Source organism: Serratia sp. KH_031, assembly GCF_057839655.1.
In genome coordinates this window covers 3,081,056-3,095,948 of sequence record NZ_CM174496.1, presented here as the reverse complement: position 1 = coordinate 3,095,948, position 14,893 = coordinate 3,081,056, and the positions used below count along the sequence as shown (strand labels likewise).

Here is a 14,893-nt window from a genome sequence, read left to right as displayed (position 1 = left end):
AATTCACTCTTTTTCATTCAAATGGTCGAGGAAGGGGAAAGTAAACCTTCCGATGAAGCTTTGTTGCTCCGTAAGAGGAACATCGAAACAAAGGTGGTGCAGAACACCATCATCCCCATGAACAAGTAAGATTCGGCGAAACCATATTTTTCGTAGCTGTAGCCCGCGAGTGGTGACAGCACGGTTGCAATAACGGAACTGGTGCAAGCAAAACCGACCAAATACAGTGTTGAGGAGAGGCGTTTATCAAAGTTCAGGCTGTTGTATTTAAAAATGGACACCAACAGCACGGGGAGTTCTACGGCATGGAGTAACTTAGTAATAGAAATCAGTATTGGCCCCTCCACCAGACCCGATCCCACCATGCGTAGTGCCATCACCATACCGGCAAAAATCAGCCCGTTTTTGGCACCGATACGATTGACCAGCCATGGAGCGCAGAACATTCCGGCGGCTTCGAGAAACACCTGAAATGAATTGAGATAACCAAACATCTCATTACCTTCGCGTAGGGTTGCGAACTGTGAGGAAAAATAGACTGGGAATTGCTGATCGTAGACACCGTAAATACAGGTGCCGACGACAAAGAACACCAATGCCCAAAAACGTGGCAGTGTTAACAGACGCAGGGCATCTTCCAACGTCACTTTACCGGCACCGATTTCCAGCTTCTCCAGACTTGCCGGGGTGCTCACTTTTAGCCGCGCCAACAGGAAGAAAAAGACTAGACCCGAGCATGAGGCCACAAGGAAGTTAAGTTTTGGGTTGATATTAAACAGAAGGCCAGCAAAAAAAGTCGCCACGGCCCAGCCAAGTGAGCCCCACATGCGGGCTTTGCCAAACTCGAAGGTGCTCTGCCGGGCTACACGTTCTGTGTAGGATTCCAGTACGCCGATCCCGCCGTTGAAGGTCAGCCCCAAAAATAGCCCACCAAAGATACTGCCGAGAAAAATATTAATACTCAGTAAGTAACCAAACAGCAGATACGCGGGGCCCGATAAAATCAGCAGCGCGGTGATATACCACAGCAGGTTCTTACGTAAGCCGAGCCTGTCCTGAATAAACCCATAACAGACCTGAGCACACAGAGCAGAAACCGACAACACCGAGAAAATAATGCCGGTATCTGTGGCTTTGAGCCCAACTTCTTGACTAAGCCAGATAGAAAGCAGCGAGCTGGACGATGACCAACTGACGAAGAAAAAGAACAATAATGCACTTAATATCGGATAACTTCGGGAATGATGTCTTTTCATCATTGCAATCTCATGTAGAGGTGATGATTTTATGGTAACGTTAACAACGGCGATTTATCATGCTGTTTTGTGTTGATGTACGATGTTAATCACAAAAGTTAACGTTAACATTTTGCGATTGAGATCGTTATCAAGATTTATTGTCGATTGTAGGGATGTTTTACATTGTAATAGTGGGAACACTATTCTTTTACATCAGAAAGTGACTTGTATAGCCTGTGCATCCTAAAGGTGCATGTTGAGATAAAGCATAATCAGGACAGGGGACTATGGCATCGTTAAAAGATGTGGCAAAGCTGGCCAATGTATCGTTAATGACGGTATCACGCGCCTTAAACAATCCCGAGCGGCTTAAATCTGACACCTTGAGCCGAGTGCTGGCTGCCATTGATGAGCTAAATTATGTTCCTGACTTATCAGCAAAAAAAATTCGTGGGGCACGGGCAACCCCCAAAACTATTGGTGTACTGGCGTTAGACACGGTGACCACACCGTTTTCAGTTGAGATAACACTGTCCATCGAAGAGACGGCACGTGCGCACGGCTGGAACAGTTTCGTGGTGAATATGTTCACGGATGACAATCCGGAAACCATGGTTGATCTGTTACTGTCTCACCGTCCCGGTGGCATCATCTATACCACGATGGGCTTACGTCAGGTTCCCGTGCCACCTAAATTGCTGACGCTTCCCTGCGTGCTTGCCAATTGTGAGAGTTTGCATGACCCGGTCGCCAGTTATATTCCTGACGATGAGCTAGGGCAATATGAAGGTGTAAAGGCCATGTTGACTGCGGGTTTTCGTCGGCCGCTGTGCCTGCATTTACCTGCTCGTCATCTCGCTACTGTACGCCGCCGTAAAGGGTTGGAGCGGGCCTGTCGCGAAATGGGAGTCGATCCAAATAGCCTTGCTCACTTCTACATGGAATACGGTGATGAACATTATCGGGATATTCCGGGCATCGTGCTAATGCACTTTCAGCATGGTAAGCCGACGTTTGATTCCGTGGTGTGTGGTAATGACCGCGTTGCGTTTTTGGTTTATCAAACCCTGCTTGCCCAAGGTATACGTATTCCCCAAGATGTCGCGGTGCTGGGATATGACAACATGGTAGGGATTGGCGATCTGTTTTTACCGCCGCTGTCGACCGTTCAGCTTCCTCATTACGAGATTGGTCGCCTGAGTGCGTTGCATATTATCAATGGTGATAGCCATCGGACGACTATTCGCGTCCCCAGTCCATGGTTGCAACGAGAGTCGATATAGATTGTTTTATGGCGTCAATACTAATGCGTGGTGAAGCAAAAAAAGCCTCGTGAGATACGAGGCTTAGCGAGATTAGTTACGACGTTCGAATGCCAGCGCTCGGCGTTCTACCACGCGCATCAGCAGCGTGAGGAGACCGTTGACGACCAGATAAACAATACCTGCAGCACCAAATACCATTACGTCGTAAGTTCGGCCATACATCAACTGGCTGTAGCCCATCACTTCCATCAGGGTAATGGTGTAGGCCAATGAGGTACTTTTGAATACTAGGACCACTTCGTTGGAATACGACGACAACGCGCGTTTGAAAGCGAATGGCAACAGAATACGCAGCGTTTGCTTACGCGACATGCCCAGTGCTTCGCAAGACTGCCATTGGCCGGCAGGGATCGCGCGCACCGCACCGTAGAACAACTGGGTGGTATAGGCGGCGCTGTTCAGTGCCAGTGCAATCATCGCGCACAGCCAAGGTTGTGAAAGCAGGTTCCACAGCCACGGATATTCACGGATCGACGGGAACTGACCGGGGCCGTAGTAGATCAAGAAGATCTGCACTAACAGCGGTGTACCGGTGAACAGCGTGATGTAAATCTTCACCAACGGCGTTAACACCGGCGTTTTCAGCGTCAGGATCACGGTTAATAACAGCGACAAAACCAGCGCGACAATCAGTGCGACAATCGTCAGCGTCAGGCTAGTGTGTAGCCCTTTAATGATTTCCGGTAAATATTCAAGCATCAGGCTGGCCCTCGCTCAAAGCGCGTGGCGCGCAGCTCAATTCGCTTAATAATGTACTGACTGAGCAAGGTGACAACCAGGTAGATCGCCGCTGCAATCATATACCAGTTGAACGGCTCCTGAGTGCGGGTAGCGATGCTTTTGGTTTGCAACATCAAGTCGTTAACGCTAATCAGCGAAACTAATGCGGTGTCTTTTAGCAACACCAACCACTGGTTACCGAGACCGGGCAACGCATGACGCCACATCTGCGGCATGATCAGACGGAAGAAAATCGCCGCCTTGCTCATCCCCAGCGCCTGACCCGATTCCCATTGCCCTTGCGGAACCGCTTTTAACGCACCGCGCAGAGTCTGCGAGGCATAAGCGGAATAGAGCAGGGCGAGGGCGATAACGCCACACAGGAATGGGCTGACTTCGAAGTTATCGATCGCCAACTGGATCGGTATTTCGAACAGGCCGAGGTTCAGAGTAAAGCCGTCGGACAACATCAACAGCAATTGTGATGAACCGAAATAGATAAACAGCACCACCAGAATTTCTGGCAAGCCGCGCAGCAGCGTGACCCAGACGGTGCCGAGCCAACTGACCAGTTTCCAACGTGAAGATTCCCAGACGGCAAATAGCATCGCTAGGACCAACCCGAGGATTAGCGAACAAACGGCAAGGCCGACGGTCATCCCGGCGGCGCTGGCTAGAGGTTGAAATTCATTCATCGATAGTGATTACTGCTGGAACCATTTTTTGTAGATGGTCTCGTAAGTCCCATCCTGTTTGATCTTGTCGAGGGCGGCGTTAAATTTGCCCTGCAACTCGGTGTTTTGCTTGCGTACCGCAATCCCCAGACCAGTACCGAAGTAATCTTTATCCGTCACTTTATCGCCCACGGCAGACAAGGTCGCATTATCCTTCAGCCACTCGTTAACGACCGCAGTGTCACCGAATACCGCATTTACGCGGCCATTTTTCAGATCCAGCAACGCGTTCTGATAGCTGTCGTAAGGCACGATGGTGATTTCTGGATGCTTGTCGGTCAGGAATTTCTGGTGAGTGGTACCGTTTTGCACGCCAACTCTTTTACCTTTCAGCGCAGCAACATCAGCCACTTTGCCTTTTTCAGCAATGAACAGCGCCGAGTTATCGTAGTAAGGCTTGCTGAATAGAACCTGTTTTTCACGCTCAGGCGTGATGTCCATACCGGCCATAACCGCGTCGAAACGTTTGAACTTCAGGCTTGGGATCAAGCTGTCGAAAGCCTGATTGGTAAAAGTACAGGTGGCCTGCATCTCTTTACACATGGCGTTAGCCAAGTCGACATCGAAGCCTTGAATTTTGTTATCCGCGCCAACGAATTCAAACGGAGGATAAGAGGCTTCGGTAGCGAAACGGATAGTTTCGGCTGCGGAGGCGGAAACGCTGATGCCAGCCAAAACGGCGGCGATTATGAGTTTTTTCATCGCAAAGTCCCCTAAAACAGCAAGTCAGATTATTAGTGTGATAACCAAATTATTAGTGTGATAAATAGTTGGCAAACTCGGTGGTTTGCGGCTGCGTGAAGTGGCTAGCATCGCCTTGCTCCACCACGTGGCCATTTTCCATATACACCACGCGGCTGGCGGTTTTACGCGCCACTTCTACCTCGTGGGTCACGATCACTTGGGTAATGCCAGTGCCCGCCAGTTCGCGGATGATGCTGACGATCTGGGCCGTGATTTCTGGATCTAGCGCCGCAGTCGGTTCATCAAACAGCAAAACCTGTGGCTCCATCATCAACGCACGGGCGATCGCCACACGTTGTTGCTGGCCGCCGGAAAGATGCAGTGGAAAGCGATCGGCATAGTCAGTTAGACGCAAACGCTTGAGCAACTTATCGGCACGCTCCATCGCTTGGGCTTTGCTTAAACCCAGTACGCGACAAGGCGCTTCAATCAGGTTTTGCACCACCGTCAGGTGCGGCCAGAGGTTGTATTGCTGGAATACCATACCCACATTTTGCCGCAGTTCACGGATGGCTTTTTCACCGGGAGTTTGCTTAAAGTCGAATTGATTGCCAGCGATTTGCAGGTTGCCGGAACGTGGCATCTCAAGCAGGTTAAGCACCCGCAACAATGAGCTTTTCCCCGCGCCGCTTGGACCAAGCAGCACTAAGGTTTCCCCTGCTGGGCAATCCAGCGTGATGTTAAACAACGCTTGATGTGCGCCGTAAAAGCAGTTGATATCTTTTAGTTGAATACTCATGCGCCAGAATTGAATAGACATTGATGCCGCGAATGTTAACTTCCACAGAATACTTATGCAATCTTTGTGAGTTAAAATTTATTACTGCGCAGCGGGATAGTAAAAGGATAGCACAAGATAGCGTGACGCTAGGGTAAAGGGTGGATTTGTCGTGCAGGGTGTGAAGTAGGTAGCGATTTTTCTTATTTCGCTCAAACATTGAGCTAAATCAATGCGATTAGAAAATAACCGGCGCACAGATTGCGCCGGTGACCGATAGGATTATTGGTTTTCTAGGACTTGACGCAGAGTGCCGCTGGCGGCGTGCGCTGGGACGTTCAGATAACGGATATCATCAACAACCCAGCAAGTGCCTTCACGAACCATCAGCACTTCATCTTGCCAATTAACCGCGCTGCCGCCGTCTTTTTTGTAGCTCAACTGTACGCGCAGTGGGATGTTTTTGGCATCGGTGTTCGGAATACGGGAGGCGCTGGCGACATCGGCGCTGGTTGCGCCATTGGTATTACCAGAGAAAATATCGCCGGTGCTTTTGGCGCTAGTCCCTTTTTGGTTGGCGTTGACAAAATCTTGATACAACACTTTGCTCATATAAGGCTGTAACTTCGCCAAGTTGTCGCCACTTGGCAGACCGGTATTTCCTTGCTGGATGCGCAGGTCATAGAATTTTTGCGCCACGCTGTCTGGGCCGCCTTCAACACAGCCACCGGTACGGGTGCCAATATCTTTATAAGCCGGATCGACAGTGGTACAGGCGCTGAGCAGCAGTGCCAAAGGGACAATCGCCGCAACCATTTTTAATTTCATCTGTTTACCTTATGTGAAAGTTTCTACCATGAATTAGGGTAAGCTCTTACAGTATAAAGGCGTTTTTCATCTCTGCCTTGGTACTGCGTGCCATTACACTGCTGAACATAATGCTAAACTGAGAGTCTTAGAACAACATCGTACAAGTAACAAGGAGTTCACATGCAGCTTTCTACTACCCCAACGCTAGAAGGATTTGTAATTACTGAATATTGTGGCGTAGTCACCGGTGAGGCCATCCTCGGAGCCAATATTTTCCGCGATTTTTTCGCTGGGGTGCGGGATATTGTCGGCGGCCGTTCCGGCGCTTATGAAAAAGAACTGCGTAAGGCACGGCAAATCGCCTTCCAAGAACTGGAAGAACAAGCGAAAGAGTTAGGTGCGACCGCGGTGGTTGGTATCGATATCGATTATGAAACAGTCGGTAAAGACAGCAGCATGTTGATGGTCACGGTCAGCGGCACTGCGGTAAAAGTGACCCGTAAGTAAATGTACCCGTAAATAAATACAAAGGAGACGGTGGTGAAGTGGATAGGGATTGTTGCTATCGGTCTGTTGGCAGGTTGCCAGAGCCAACAACCGAGAACCACCGTCGATCATGGCTCTTATCAATTGGAAACGCGCTATCAGGCGCAAGGTGTCGACCAGCGCATCCGTTTTTTGGTGATGCACTACACCGCTGAAGATTTCCATTCCTCTCTGAAAACGCTGACCGATGAGCACGTTAGCGCTCACTATTTGCTACCCGCCCATCCACCACTGAAAGAGGGAAAACTGGTTGCATTGCAATTGGTGCCTGAAAACCTACGTGCCTGGCATGCCGGAGCCAGCAGTTGGCGAGGACGTACTAACCTGAACGATACCTCGATCGGTATTGAGATCGTCAACCGTGGGTTCAGCAAAACACTGTTGTTTACCCATTGGCAGCCTTACACACCGCAGCAGATCGCACTGTTAATCTCACTCAGCCAAGACATTATTCAGCGCTACGGTATTCAGCCGGTGGACGTCGTCGGGCACAGCGATATTGCTCCACAACGCAAGCAAGATCCTGGTCTGTTATTCCCGTGGCAGCAATTGGCACAGGCCGGTATTGGTGCCTGGCCGAACAGTGAAGATGTGAAATATTATTTGGCTGGAAGGGATAAGCATAGCATGGTGCCGATGGCCCCTCTGCTGGCGAAATTGGCACGTTACGGTTATAGCGTCGATCCCCATTGGGATGCGGAGCAGCAGAAAGTGTTAGTGGCGGCGTTCCAGATGCATTTCCGATCCGACGACACGCGTGGTGAGCCGGATGCGGAAACTGAGGCGATTGTTGATGCGTTGCTGAAGAAATACGGAGCGATGCGCTAATTACAGACCGTGCAACTTACCGTGCTCTTTTAGCCAACGAGCAGTGCGGCTGATCCCTTCATCCAACGTAATAATTGGCCGGTAATCCAGCTCTTGTTGGGCTCGACTGGTATCCAGTGTCAGATCGAAATTAAGTTTAGCGACACCGTAGTGGGTCAACACCGGTTCTTTCTCACTCTTGCTACCGAGCTTCTCCATCCCGCGAGCCATCATATCTAGCATGGTGTAGGGTACGGAACGAATGCGGCATTTCATCCCCAGCTCGTCGATCAATTGTTGCAAGACATCGTGCAGAGTACATGGTTGCTGATTGGTGATGTTGTAAGCGCGACCAGACGGCGTATTTTCCTTCTGAGTTGCCAGCCACATCGCGTGTACCGCGTTTTCCAGATAAGTCATATCCACCAGTGCTGCACCACCGCGTGGTAGCAGCAGATTGCCGTAGCGTTTAATCATTTGCAGCAAGCGCGGCAAGATCACTTTGTCGTGTGGGCCGAACAAGCCTTGCGGCCGCAAAATGGTGAAGTGAGTTTGCGGATTAGACAACGCCAACTGTTGGATCACCTGTTCACCGGCGGCTTTACTGCGCGCAAATTCATTGGCGTAACGCACCGGGCGAAAATCTTCATTGATATTGCGATGGTGGTGATAGTCGAAATAAATCGCTGGCGAGGAAATATGGATAAACTGTCTGACGCCATAGGCTGCGGACCACTCGCCTAAACGACGGGTTGCACGCACGTTAGCCAATTCGAAGGCTTCTTCAGTGCCCCAAGGAGACGTAAAGCTAGAGCAGTGCCACAGTACATCGACATCGGCCAACATTGCTTTCGCTTGGGAAGAAACCAGATTGGTGAGATCCGCATGAATAAATTCGGCACCCATTTTTTCCAGCAGGTGACCCATGGCTTGGTTATTCCCCGTAGCACGCACTTTAATGCCTTGCCGACGGAGATATTCAACGGCATTACGGCCTAACCCACAGGTTGCACCGGTGACCAATACCTTCATAACGAACTCTATTCTCACCAAAAATCAGAATGCTGGGCTCTGTTTCCAGCATCCCAGCAAATAAGATGCCATTCTTTCGTGAATTGATGCGCTATGCAATCGGAAAGGGATGATCGGTAGCGGCAAACTGTGCGGTTGATCAACAAATATCCTATTCAGGATTGGTCATGATCGTACTTTTCAGCAAGGTGGGCGATACGCTTGGCCATCCCACGGAAAATAAACAGGTGTGCAGGCATCATCACGAACCAATACAACAAGCCGCTGAAACCCGCCGGATGCCACCAAGCACGAACGTCTAGTGTGCGGTGATCGCCATGATCATTAATGGTAAATGTCAGTCGCCCCAAGCCGGGGGCTTTCATGCCAAACATCAGCGCTAACTGGCGTAGTGGTTTCTTGGTGATCACTTTCCACCCATCGACCAGATCGCCGACTTCCAGCGTGTCACGTGCAGGGCGACCATATTTGATGCCGTTACCGATCATATCGTCCATTCGTGCGCGAATTTGCCACAAAATATTGGCGTAAAAATAGCCCTCTTTGCCACCCAGTTGCTGCACCGTATGCCATAACGCCTCGCTGGAAGCGGTGGTTTCCAGTGCGCAACCGGCGTGTTTGGGGTAGAAGCCGTAACCGGGACGCCAACGGGCGCGGGCTTCTGGGTCGTAACCCCAGTCGGCGGAGTCCACCACTTCATCTTCGCGACGCAGAGTATCTTTTACCGCTTGATCAAAGGATTGTAATTCTTGCGGGATCAGTTTTTGCAGTGCGGTGCCATCGGCAGGTAGATCGTGGTTTAGCCCTTGAATCAACGCATTGGCGATGCTGGTGGGCACCGAGGTAATCATGCTAATAAACCACACCGAGATAAAACGGGTCGGTAGCGGAACGGGGATCAGCCAACGTTTTTTACCGCTGATGGCGATAAAGCGCTCGAACATAGTTTGATAACTAATGTACTCAGGGCCCGCGACGTCAAAAATACGGCTGTCGCTGGCGGGGTGCTGCAGTACTTCGGTCAGATAAACCAGCAAGTTTTCCAGCGAGACAGGGGATGATTTGGAACGCACCCAACGCGGCGGTGTTAGGATCGGCAGGTTGTACACCATATCGCGCATGATTTCGAAAGCGGCCGAACCGGGGCCGACGATAATCCCCGCGCGCAGTTCCGTTACCGGTACGCCGCTTTGACGCAAAATCTCACCGGTCAGTTTACGGGCGATCAAATGCGGTGAGCTTTCGCCAGCGGGTTGCAAAGCGCTGAGGAAAATCACTTGTTTAACGTTGGAATTTCGCAGCGCATCACGCAGGTTCTCGGCGGCTTGGCGTTCCTTCTCAATAAAATCGTCGCCATCACCCATACCGTGAATCAGATAATAGATGGCATCAATATTCCACAGTGCCGCCGTTAACGTTTCGGGGCGATAAACATCGACATACTGGCAATTAACCTGTGGCCAGTTCTGTTCCTGCATCCATTCAATACGGCGTGCCGCAGCGGTAATTTCGTGCCCCTGAGTCACCAAACGAGGGATCAGGTTTTGGCCAATATAGCCGCTGGCGCCGAGCACCAGTATGCGTTGAGATGTCATCAAATTTTCCCTATCCAAGATACCCTTCATCTTTCAAGTTGCAGGTGTGTTGGCTGCCTTCACTCACCCCAGTCACTTACTGGCGTAAGCTCCTGGGGACTCCCTCAGTTGCCGCCTTCCTGCACCTCGAAATCTATTGGGTATGATCATCATTGTTAGCCTAGCCATAGCATGACAAATTTGCCGTAAAATTGCATTTTTTGTGTGGATATGAGCAAGTTACCTCAGGCACACTAGGTTCCGTGATTTTGCTTTGGAGCCGAGATGAAACTCAATACTTTCTGTTATGCCTTATTGCTCTTGGCGCTGGTGGCCAGCCTGTGGTTCTTGCACCCGCTGTGGATGTGGTTGCTATTCGTAAACATATTGACGCTACTCATCTATGGCGCAGATAAATTGGCTGCACGTAAGGATTGGCAGCGGGTGCCGGAGTTCACCTTGTTGATCTACGGATTGGTAGGCGGTTGGTTTGGTGCGATTGTAGGACAACAACTGTTTCGCCATAAAACCCAAAAACAGCCGTTTAAAACCTATTTTATGATTAGCGTGGTGTTGAATGTGGCGGCGGCAATCGGTATTGGATATTGGGTCTATCAGCGTGGGGCGATCTGAACCCCACGCAATGTTCAATCATCAAGCATGTTGTTTTAAAAACTCAGCCCACAAATCAACGACTTTTTGCAAATCCTGACGGCTGACGTTTAGATGCGTCAGGATACGCGTCAGTGGGCCGGTACTCATCAATACGCCGCGCTCACGCATCCAAGGGCCAAGTTTAGCCGCCAGTTCAGGCGATTGACGCAGATACAACACGTTGGTTTGCGCGCCGGGTTCAGCCACTTCAACGCCGATGGCACGCAGTTGCTGTTCCAACCATTTGGCATTGTCGTGATCTTCGCGCAACCGTTCTACGTTATGCTCCAACGCATATAAACCTGCTGCTGCCAGAATCCCCGCCTGACGCATACCGCCACCGGTCATTTTACGCCAGCGATTAGCGCGTTGAATAAATTCGGCGCTGCCGCACAACAGTGAACCTACCGGTGCCCCTAATCCTTTTGACAGACAAATCGTGAAGGTGTCGCAATATTGCACAATGGTTTTCAGCGGTATGTTCAGCGCCACTGCGGCGTTGAAAATACGTGCGCCATCGATGTGCAACGCCAACTGATGCTCACGCGTGAATTGCCATGCCTGCTGCAAATACTCCAACGGCAACACTCTACCGCTGATGGTGTTTTCCAGACTTAACAGGCGGGTTTTGGCGAAGTGAATATCATCGGGTTTGATGGCTGCGGCGACTTTATCCAACGGCAGCGTGCCGTCTGGATTGGCCTCAATCGGTTGTGGTTGAATGCTGCCCAGTACCGCAGCGCCACCTGCTTCATACTTATAGTTGTGAGCCTGCTGACCGACGATGTATTCGTCACCACGTTGGCAATGGCTTAATAACGCCACCAGATTAGCTTGAGTACCGGTAGGCAGAAACAGCGCGGCTTCTTTGCCCGAAAGGCGCACGGCCTCTGCCTGAAGTGCGTTGACTGTCGGGTCATCGCCATAAACATCATCACCAACGTCGGCTTTTGCCATGGCATCGCGCATCGCGGCACAGGGCTGGGTCACGGTATCACTGCGTAAATCGATCAGCATTTGAATCTGTCCATTAATGGGGAAAGGGAAACGCCCCATAATAACCAGATAAGCAGATTATTTACTACGCGAGGATGACATCGCCCTGTAGCTGACAACTGCAAGCCAAAACATAACCCTGCTCAATTTCCGCCGGTGTCAGTGTCATGGTGCTGGTGGTGGTGTAATTACCATCGAGAATACGGGTTTTACATGAACCACAAACCCCAGCGCGGCAGGCGGCGGTCACTGGTTGTTTATGTGCTTCTAATGCCGCTAACAGCGTGCTGCCGACGGGAACGCGGAACTCGCGTAGAGGTTGGCCGATACGCAAAGTGAGTTGATCGCTCTGTTCTTCAACTTCTGGCGTATGGAATTGCTCTTTGTGGAACTGCTCCGCCGGGACGCCAAGTTGCTGACAGAGTTGCTCAACCTGTGTCATATAAGGCGCAGGGCCGCAGGTCATCACCATCCGCTGGGTAAGATCGGGCACCGTTTGCTGTAACACCTGTGCGTTGATGCGCCCACTTAAGAAACCCGGCTGGGCATCTTGCTCTGCCATCAGCGTCAGGCTGAGTTGCGGGTGAGCGGCACAGAGTTGCTGCCATTCAGCGGCGAAAATTACATCCGCGGGAGTGCGCACGTTGAAGATCACTTGAATATTGCACTCAGGGCGATTCGCCACCAACCAACGGCTCATCGACATAATCGGCGTCACGCCACAACCCGCGGCGAGCATCAGGTAGCGATCGCTCGGATAGCGTTGGCAACTAAATTCGCCCTGTGCATCGGAAAGCCACAAGAGGCTGCCCGGTTTAACCTCCTGCGTTAGCCAACGCGAGCCGATACCCTCGGGCAAGCAACGCACGCTGATGGTGATAAAGCGACTCTGACCGGGAGAAGAGGAAAGGGTATAAGCACGCAAGGTTTCTTCACTATTACGAATGCTGACCAGCGCGAATTGACCGGGTTGATAGGGATAAAAATCGTGATTAATCAGGTTCAGCGTCCAGACGTCGGCGGTTTCTTGCTGGATGGAGTGAACTTGCATCTGGTTCGGGCAAAGTGGCGTAGGTTGGCTCATTGGGCACCTCAAAATCAAACAAACGGGGCTACCGTAGCAGCCCCGAAAAAGCAGTATTAGCCGAGAATGGTTTGCAGATCTTGCTCAACAGTAGTGATTGGACGCATACCGAATTTTTGGTTGAGGATCGCCAGTAGGTTGTCGGTCAGGAAGCCCGGTGCGGTTGGACCGGTCACGATGTTTTTCACACCCAATGACAGCAACGTTAGCAAAATGACAATGGCTTTCTGCTCAAACCAAGACAGCACCAGACTCAGCGGCAGATCGTTCACCGTGCAGCCAAGTTTTTCCGACAGTTTGACGGCCAGCATGATGGCTGAATAGGCATCGTTACATTGGCCCACATCCAGCAGGCGCGGCAGACCTTCCAAAGTACCGAAGTCCAGCTTATTGAAACGATATTTGCCGCAGGCCAGCGTCATGATCAGGCAATCTTGTGGAATAGCGCGGGCGAAATCGGTGAAGTAGCTGCGTTCATCGCGGCTACCATCACAACCACCGACCAAAAATACATGGCGTAATTTCTTCTGCGAAACCAGATCGATCACTGTATCGGCGGCATTTAGCAGCACCTGACGGCCAAAACCGACGGTAATCAAATGTTCGATCTCGGTATACGGGAAGCCTGCCATGCCTTGAGCCTGAGTGATGACTTGGCTGAAATTGTCACCATCCAAGTGATTGACGCCCGGCCAGCCGACGATGCTGCGTGTCCAGATACGATCGCCATAATTACCGACGTTTGGATCGATAATGCAGTTGGAGGTCATCACGATCGGGCCAGGGAATTTGGCGAATTCGGTTTGCTGATTCTGCCAACCGCTGCCGTAGTTACCGACCAGATGTTTGAATTTTTTCAGTTCTGGATAACCATGCGCTGGCAACATTTCACCATGGGTATAAACGTTTACCCCTTGGCCTTCGGTTTGCTCCAGTAACATACGCAGGTCTTTCAGATCGTGACCGGAAATCAGGATCGCTTTACCCGCCACTGGACGCACGTTAACCGAGTTCGGTTGTGGATCGCCATAGGCTTGGGTCTCGCCGTGATCGAGGATTGCCATCACGTTGAAGTTCATCTTGCCGATGCCCATCGCATTATTCAGCAGGGTATCGACATCCTGTGGTTGAGTGCCGAGCCAGGCCATGAAGGCGTGATAATCGGTGTAGATTTGCTCATCGAACTGACCGAGTACATGCGCGTGTTCCATATAGGCCGCAGCACCTTTCAGTCCGTACAGACACAGCATCCGCAGCCCATGCACGTCATCGCCAACGTCGGCTTTATCGGTGTTAAGAGCAAACAGCGCCGCCTGTTGCAGCAGGGTCGACATATCGCTGCCAGCCAGTTGCAAAGAGGCCATGGGATGTTCGACACACACCGAAGCATCCAGCAAACGACAGCGCGCCGCCAATGAATCACGCAGCAAGATGGTTTCGCGCGCGTAACCGATAATACGGTCAGAATCGAAGTTAACGTTGGTCAGCGTTGAGAAGAAAGCACGCGGGGCAAAACTGTCGATCTCATGATCGATAATCCCCAAAGCGCGTGCCTGTAACGCCCAAGCGGAAAGCCCTTGCAGCGCCGCAACCAGTAAATCCTGAAGATCCGAGGTTTCTGCGGTTTTACCGCACATCCCTTGAGCGTAAGAGCAGCCGTTACCTGCTGGGGTACGGATGGTTTGTTCACATTGCACACAGAACATAATCGTTTCCTTTTTAAGTTGCATTTTAAATGCTTGTTTAAAGCATAGGGCAGCGACCAATGCTTAAAAAGGCTTTTGTAATGCAACTTAAAGGAAGTTTGATTTAGCGCAATTTTGAATGGGGGAAAAGCTGCTTGATGAGATTGATTTTCGTTTATAACAGAGTGTTACCGACGGTTGTTGGTAAGGGTACCACCTCTATGGA

At 50.9% G+C, this 14,893-nt stretch carries 15 protein-coding genes; 4 read left to right on the top strand and 11 right to left on the bottom strand.

Annotated elements, in window-relative coordinates:
* Positions 1 to 17: 17 nt before the first annotated feature.
* On the bottom strand, positions 18 to 1,259 hold the full coding sequence (locus AC3ISQ_RS13915; RefSeq protein WP_489347376.1) for an MFS transporter: 1,242 nt from the start codon (positions 1,257 to 1,259) through the stop codon (positions 18 to 20).
* 266 nt (positions 1,260 to 1,525) lie between these two features.
* On the opposite strand from AC3ISQ_RS13915, the gene AC3ISQ_RS13910 reads away from it, so the two are divergent.
* On the top strand, positions 1,526 to 2,521 hold the full coding sequence (locus AC3ISQ_RS13910) for a LacI family DNA-binding transcriptional regulator (protein WP_489347374.1): 996 nt from the start codon (positions 1,526 to 1,528) through the stop codon (positions 2,519 to 2,521).
* A gap of 72 nt (positions 2,522 to 2,593) precedes the next feature.
* Here AC3ISQ_RS13910 and artM read toward each other — a convergent pair whose 3' ends face one another.
* The 5 genes from artM to AC3ISQ_RS13885 all read right to left on the bottom strand — a co-directional run bounded on the left by artM (position 2,594) and on the right by AC3ISQ_RS13885 (position 6,307).
* Positions 2,594 to 3,262, bottom strand: coding sequence for an arginine ABC transporter permease ArtM (artM, locus tag AC3ISQ_RS13905; RefSeq protein ID WP_489347372.1), 669 nt, complete (start codon positions 3,260 to 3,262; stop codon positions 2,594 to 2,596).
* Positions 3,262 to 3,978, bottom strand: coding sequence for an arginine ABC transporter permease ArtQ (artQ, locus tag AC3ISQ_RS13900; protein WP_489347371.1), 717 nt, complete (start codon positions 3,976 to 3,978; stop codon positions 3,262 to 3,264). The genes artM and artQ overlap by 1 nt, the downstream gene beginning before the upstream one ends.
* Before the next feature lie 9 nt (positions 3,979 to 3,987).
* A complete protein-coding gene (artJ, locus tag AC3ISQ_RS13895; RefSeq protein WP_489347369.1) occupies positions 3,988 to 4,719 on the bottom strand; it encodes an arginine ABC transporter substrate-binding protein in 732 nt (243 codons plus the stop codon).
* A gap of 52 nt (positions 4,720 to 4,771) precedes the next feature.
* A complete protein-coding gene (gene artP / locus AC3ISQ_RS13890) occupies positions 4,772 to 5,500 on the bottom strand; it encodes an arginine ABC transporter ATP-binding protein ArtP (RefSeq protein ID WP_489353291.1) in 729 nt (242 codons plus the stop codon).
* Between the two features lie 261 nt (positions 5,501 to 5,761).
* The gene (locus AC3ISQ_RS13885; protein WP_489347368.1) at positions 5,762 to 6,307 is read right to left on the bottom strand and encodes a lipoprotein; all 546 of its coding nucleotides are present in this window, start codon (positions 6,305 to 6,307) and stop codon (positions 5,762 to 5,764) included.
* A 162-nt stretch (positions 6,308 to 6,469) separates the two neighbouring features.
* On the opposite strand from AC3ISQ_RS13885, the gene AC3ISQ_RS13880 reads away from it, so the two are divergent.
* On the top strand, positions 6,470 to 6,796 hold the full coding sequence (locus tag AC3ISQ_RS13880) for a heavy metal-binding domain-containing protein (protein ID WP_489347366.1): 327 nt from the start codon (positions 6,470 to 6,472) through the stop codon (positions 6,794 to 6,796).
* Positions 6,797 to 6,826: 30 nt separating this feature from the next.
* A complete protein-coding gene (locus AC3ISQ_RS13875; protein WP_489347365.1) occupies positions 6,827 to 7,663 on the top strand; it encodes an N-acetylmuramoyl-L-alanine amidase in 837 nt (278 codons plus the stop codon).
* On the opposite strand, the gene AC3ISQ_RS13870 is transcribed toward AC3ISQ_RS13875, so the two are convergent.
* Complete coding sequence (locus AC3ISQ_RS13870) at positions 7,664 to 8,674, bottom strand: NAD-dependent epimerase/dehydratase family protein (protein WP_489347363.1); 1,011 nt, start codon at positions 8,672 to 8,674, stop codon at positions 7,664 to 7,666. It abuts the gene before it with no gap.
* A 155-nt stretch (positions 8,675 to 8,829) separates the two neighbouring features.
* A complete protein-coding gene (locus AC3ISQ_RS13865; protein ID WP_489347361.1) occupies positions 8,830 to 10,269 on the bottom strand; it encodes a DUF2867 domain-containing protein in 1,440 nt (479 codons plus the stop codon).
* Between the two features lie 264 nt (positions 10,270 to 10,533).
* Here AC3ISQ_RS13865 and AC3ISQ_RS13860 point away from each other — a divergent pair, with 264 nt between their 5' ends.
* On the top strand, positions 10,534 to 10,881 hold the full coding sequence (locus tag AC3ISQ_RS13860) for a DUF1294 domain-containing protein (RefSeq protein WP_489347360.1): 348 nt from the start codon (positions 10,534 to 10,536) through the stop codon (positions 10,879 to 10,881).
* Positions 10,882 to 10,902: 21 nt separating this feature from the next.
* Here AC3ISQ_RS13860 and ltaE read toward each other — a convergent pair whose 3' ends face one another.
* From ltaE to hcp, 3 genes are all read right to left on the bottom strand, one after another.
* On the bottom strand, positions 10,903 to 11,919 hold the full coding sequence (ltaE, locus tag AC3ISQ_RS13855) for a low-specificity L-threonine aldolase (RefSeq protein ID WP_489347358.1): 1,017 nt from the start codon (positions 11,917 to 11,919) through the stop codon (positions 10,903 to 10,905).
* 64 nt (positions 11,920 to 11,983) lie between these two features.
* A complete protein-coding gene (gene hcr, locus AC3ISQ_RS13850) occupies positions 11,984 to 12,982 on the bottom strand; it encodes an NADH oxidoreductase (RefSeq protein WP_489347357.1) in 999 nt (332 codons plus the stop codon).
* 56 nt (positions 12,983 to 13,038) lie between these two features.
* On the bottom strand, positions 13,039 to 14,688 hold the full coding sequence (gene hcp / locus AC3ISQ_RS13845; protein WP_489347355.1) for a hydroxylamine reductase: 1,650 nt from the start codon (positions 14,686 to 14,688) through the stop codon (positions 13,039 to 13,041).
* Between the last annotated feature and the right edge of the window lie 205 nt (positions 14,689 to 14,893).

Bases quoted from the DNA above. Each gene is read 5' to 3' on its own strand.
- AC3ISQ_RS13915 (WP_489347376.1), bottom strand. From the start codon at position 1,259: ATGATGAAAAGACATCATTCCCGAAGTTATCCGATATTAAGTGCATTA.
- AC3ISQ_RS13910 (WP_489347374.1), top strand. From the start codon at position 1,526: ATGGCATCGTTAAAAGATGTGGCAAAGCTGGCCAATGTATCGTTAATG.
- artM (WP_489347372.1), bottom strand. From the start codon at position 3,262: ATGCTTGAATATTTACCGGAAATCATTAAAGGGCTACACACTAGCCTG.
- artQ (WP_489347371.1), bottom strand. From the start codon at position 3,978: ATGAATGAATTTCAACCTCTAGCCAGCGCCGCCGGGATGACCGTCGGC.
- artJ (WP_489347369.1), bottom strand. From the start codon at position 4,719: ATGAAAAAACTCATAATCGCCGCCGTTTTGGCTGGCATCAGCGTTTCC.
- artP (WP_489353291.1), bottom strand. From the start codon at position 5,500: ATGAGTATTCAACTAAAAGATATCAACTGCTTTTACGGCGCACATCAA.
- AC3ISQ_RS13885 (WP_489347368.1), bottom strand. From the start codon at position 6,307: ATGAAATTAAAAATGGTTGCGGCGATTGTCCCTTTGGCACTGCTGCTC.
- AC3ISQ_RS13880 (WP_489347366.1), top strand. From the start codon at position 6,470: ATGCAGCTTTCTACTACCCCAACGCTAGAAGGATTTGTAATTACTGAA.
- AC3ISQ_RS13870 (WP_489347363.1), bottom strand. From the start codon at position 8,674: ATGAAGGTATTGGTCACCGGTGCAACCTGTGGGTTAGGCCGTAATGCC.
- AC3ISQ_RS13865 (WP_489347361.1), bottom strand. From the start codon at position 10,269: ATGACATCTCAACGCATACTGGTGCTCGGCGCCAGCGGCTATATTGGC.
- AC3ISQ_RS13860 (WP_489347360.1), top strand. From the start codon at position 10,534: ATGAAACTCAATACTTTCTGTTATGCCTTATTGCTCTTGGCGCTGGTG.
- ltaE (WP_489347358.1), bottom strand. From the start codon at position 11,919: ATGCTGATCGATTTACGCAGTGATACCGTGACCCAGCCCTGTGCCGCG.
- hcr (WP_489347357.1), bottom strand. From the start codon at position 12,982: ATGAGCCAACCTACGCCACTTTGCCCGAACCAGATGCAAGTTCACTCC.
- hcp (WP_489347355.1), bottom strand. From the start codon at position 14,688: ATGTTCTGTGTGCAATGTGAACAAACCATCCGTACCCCAGCAGGTAAC.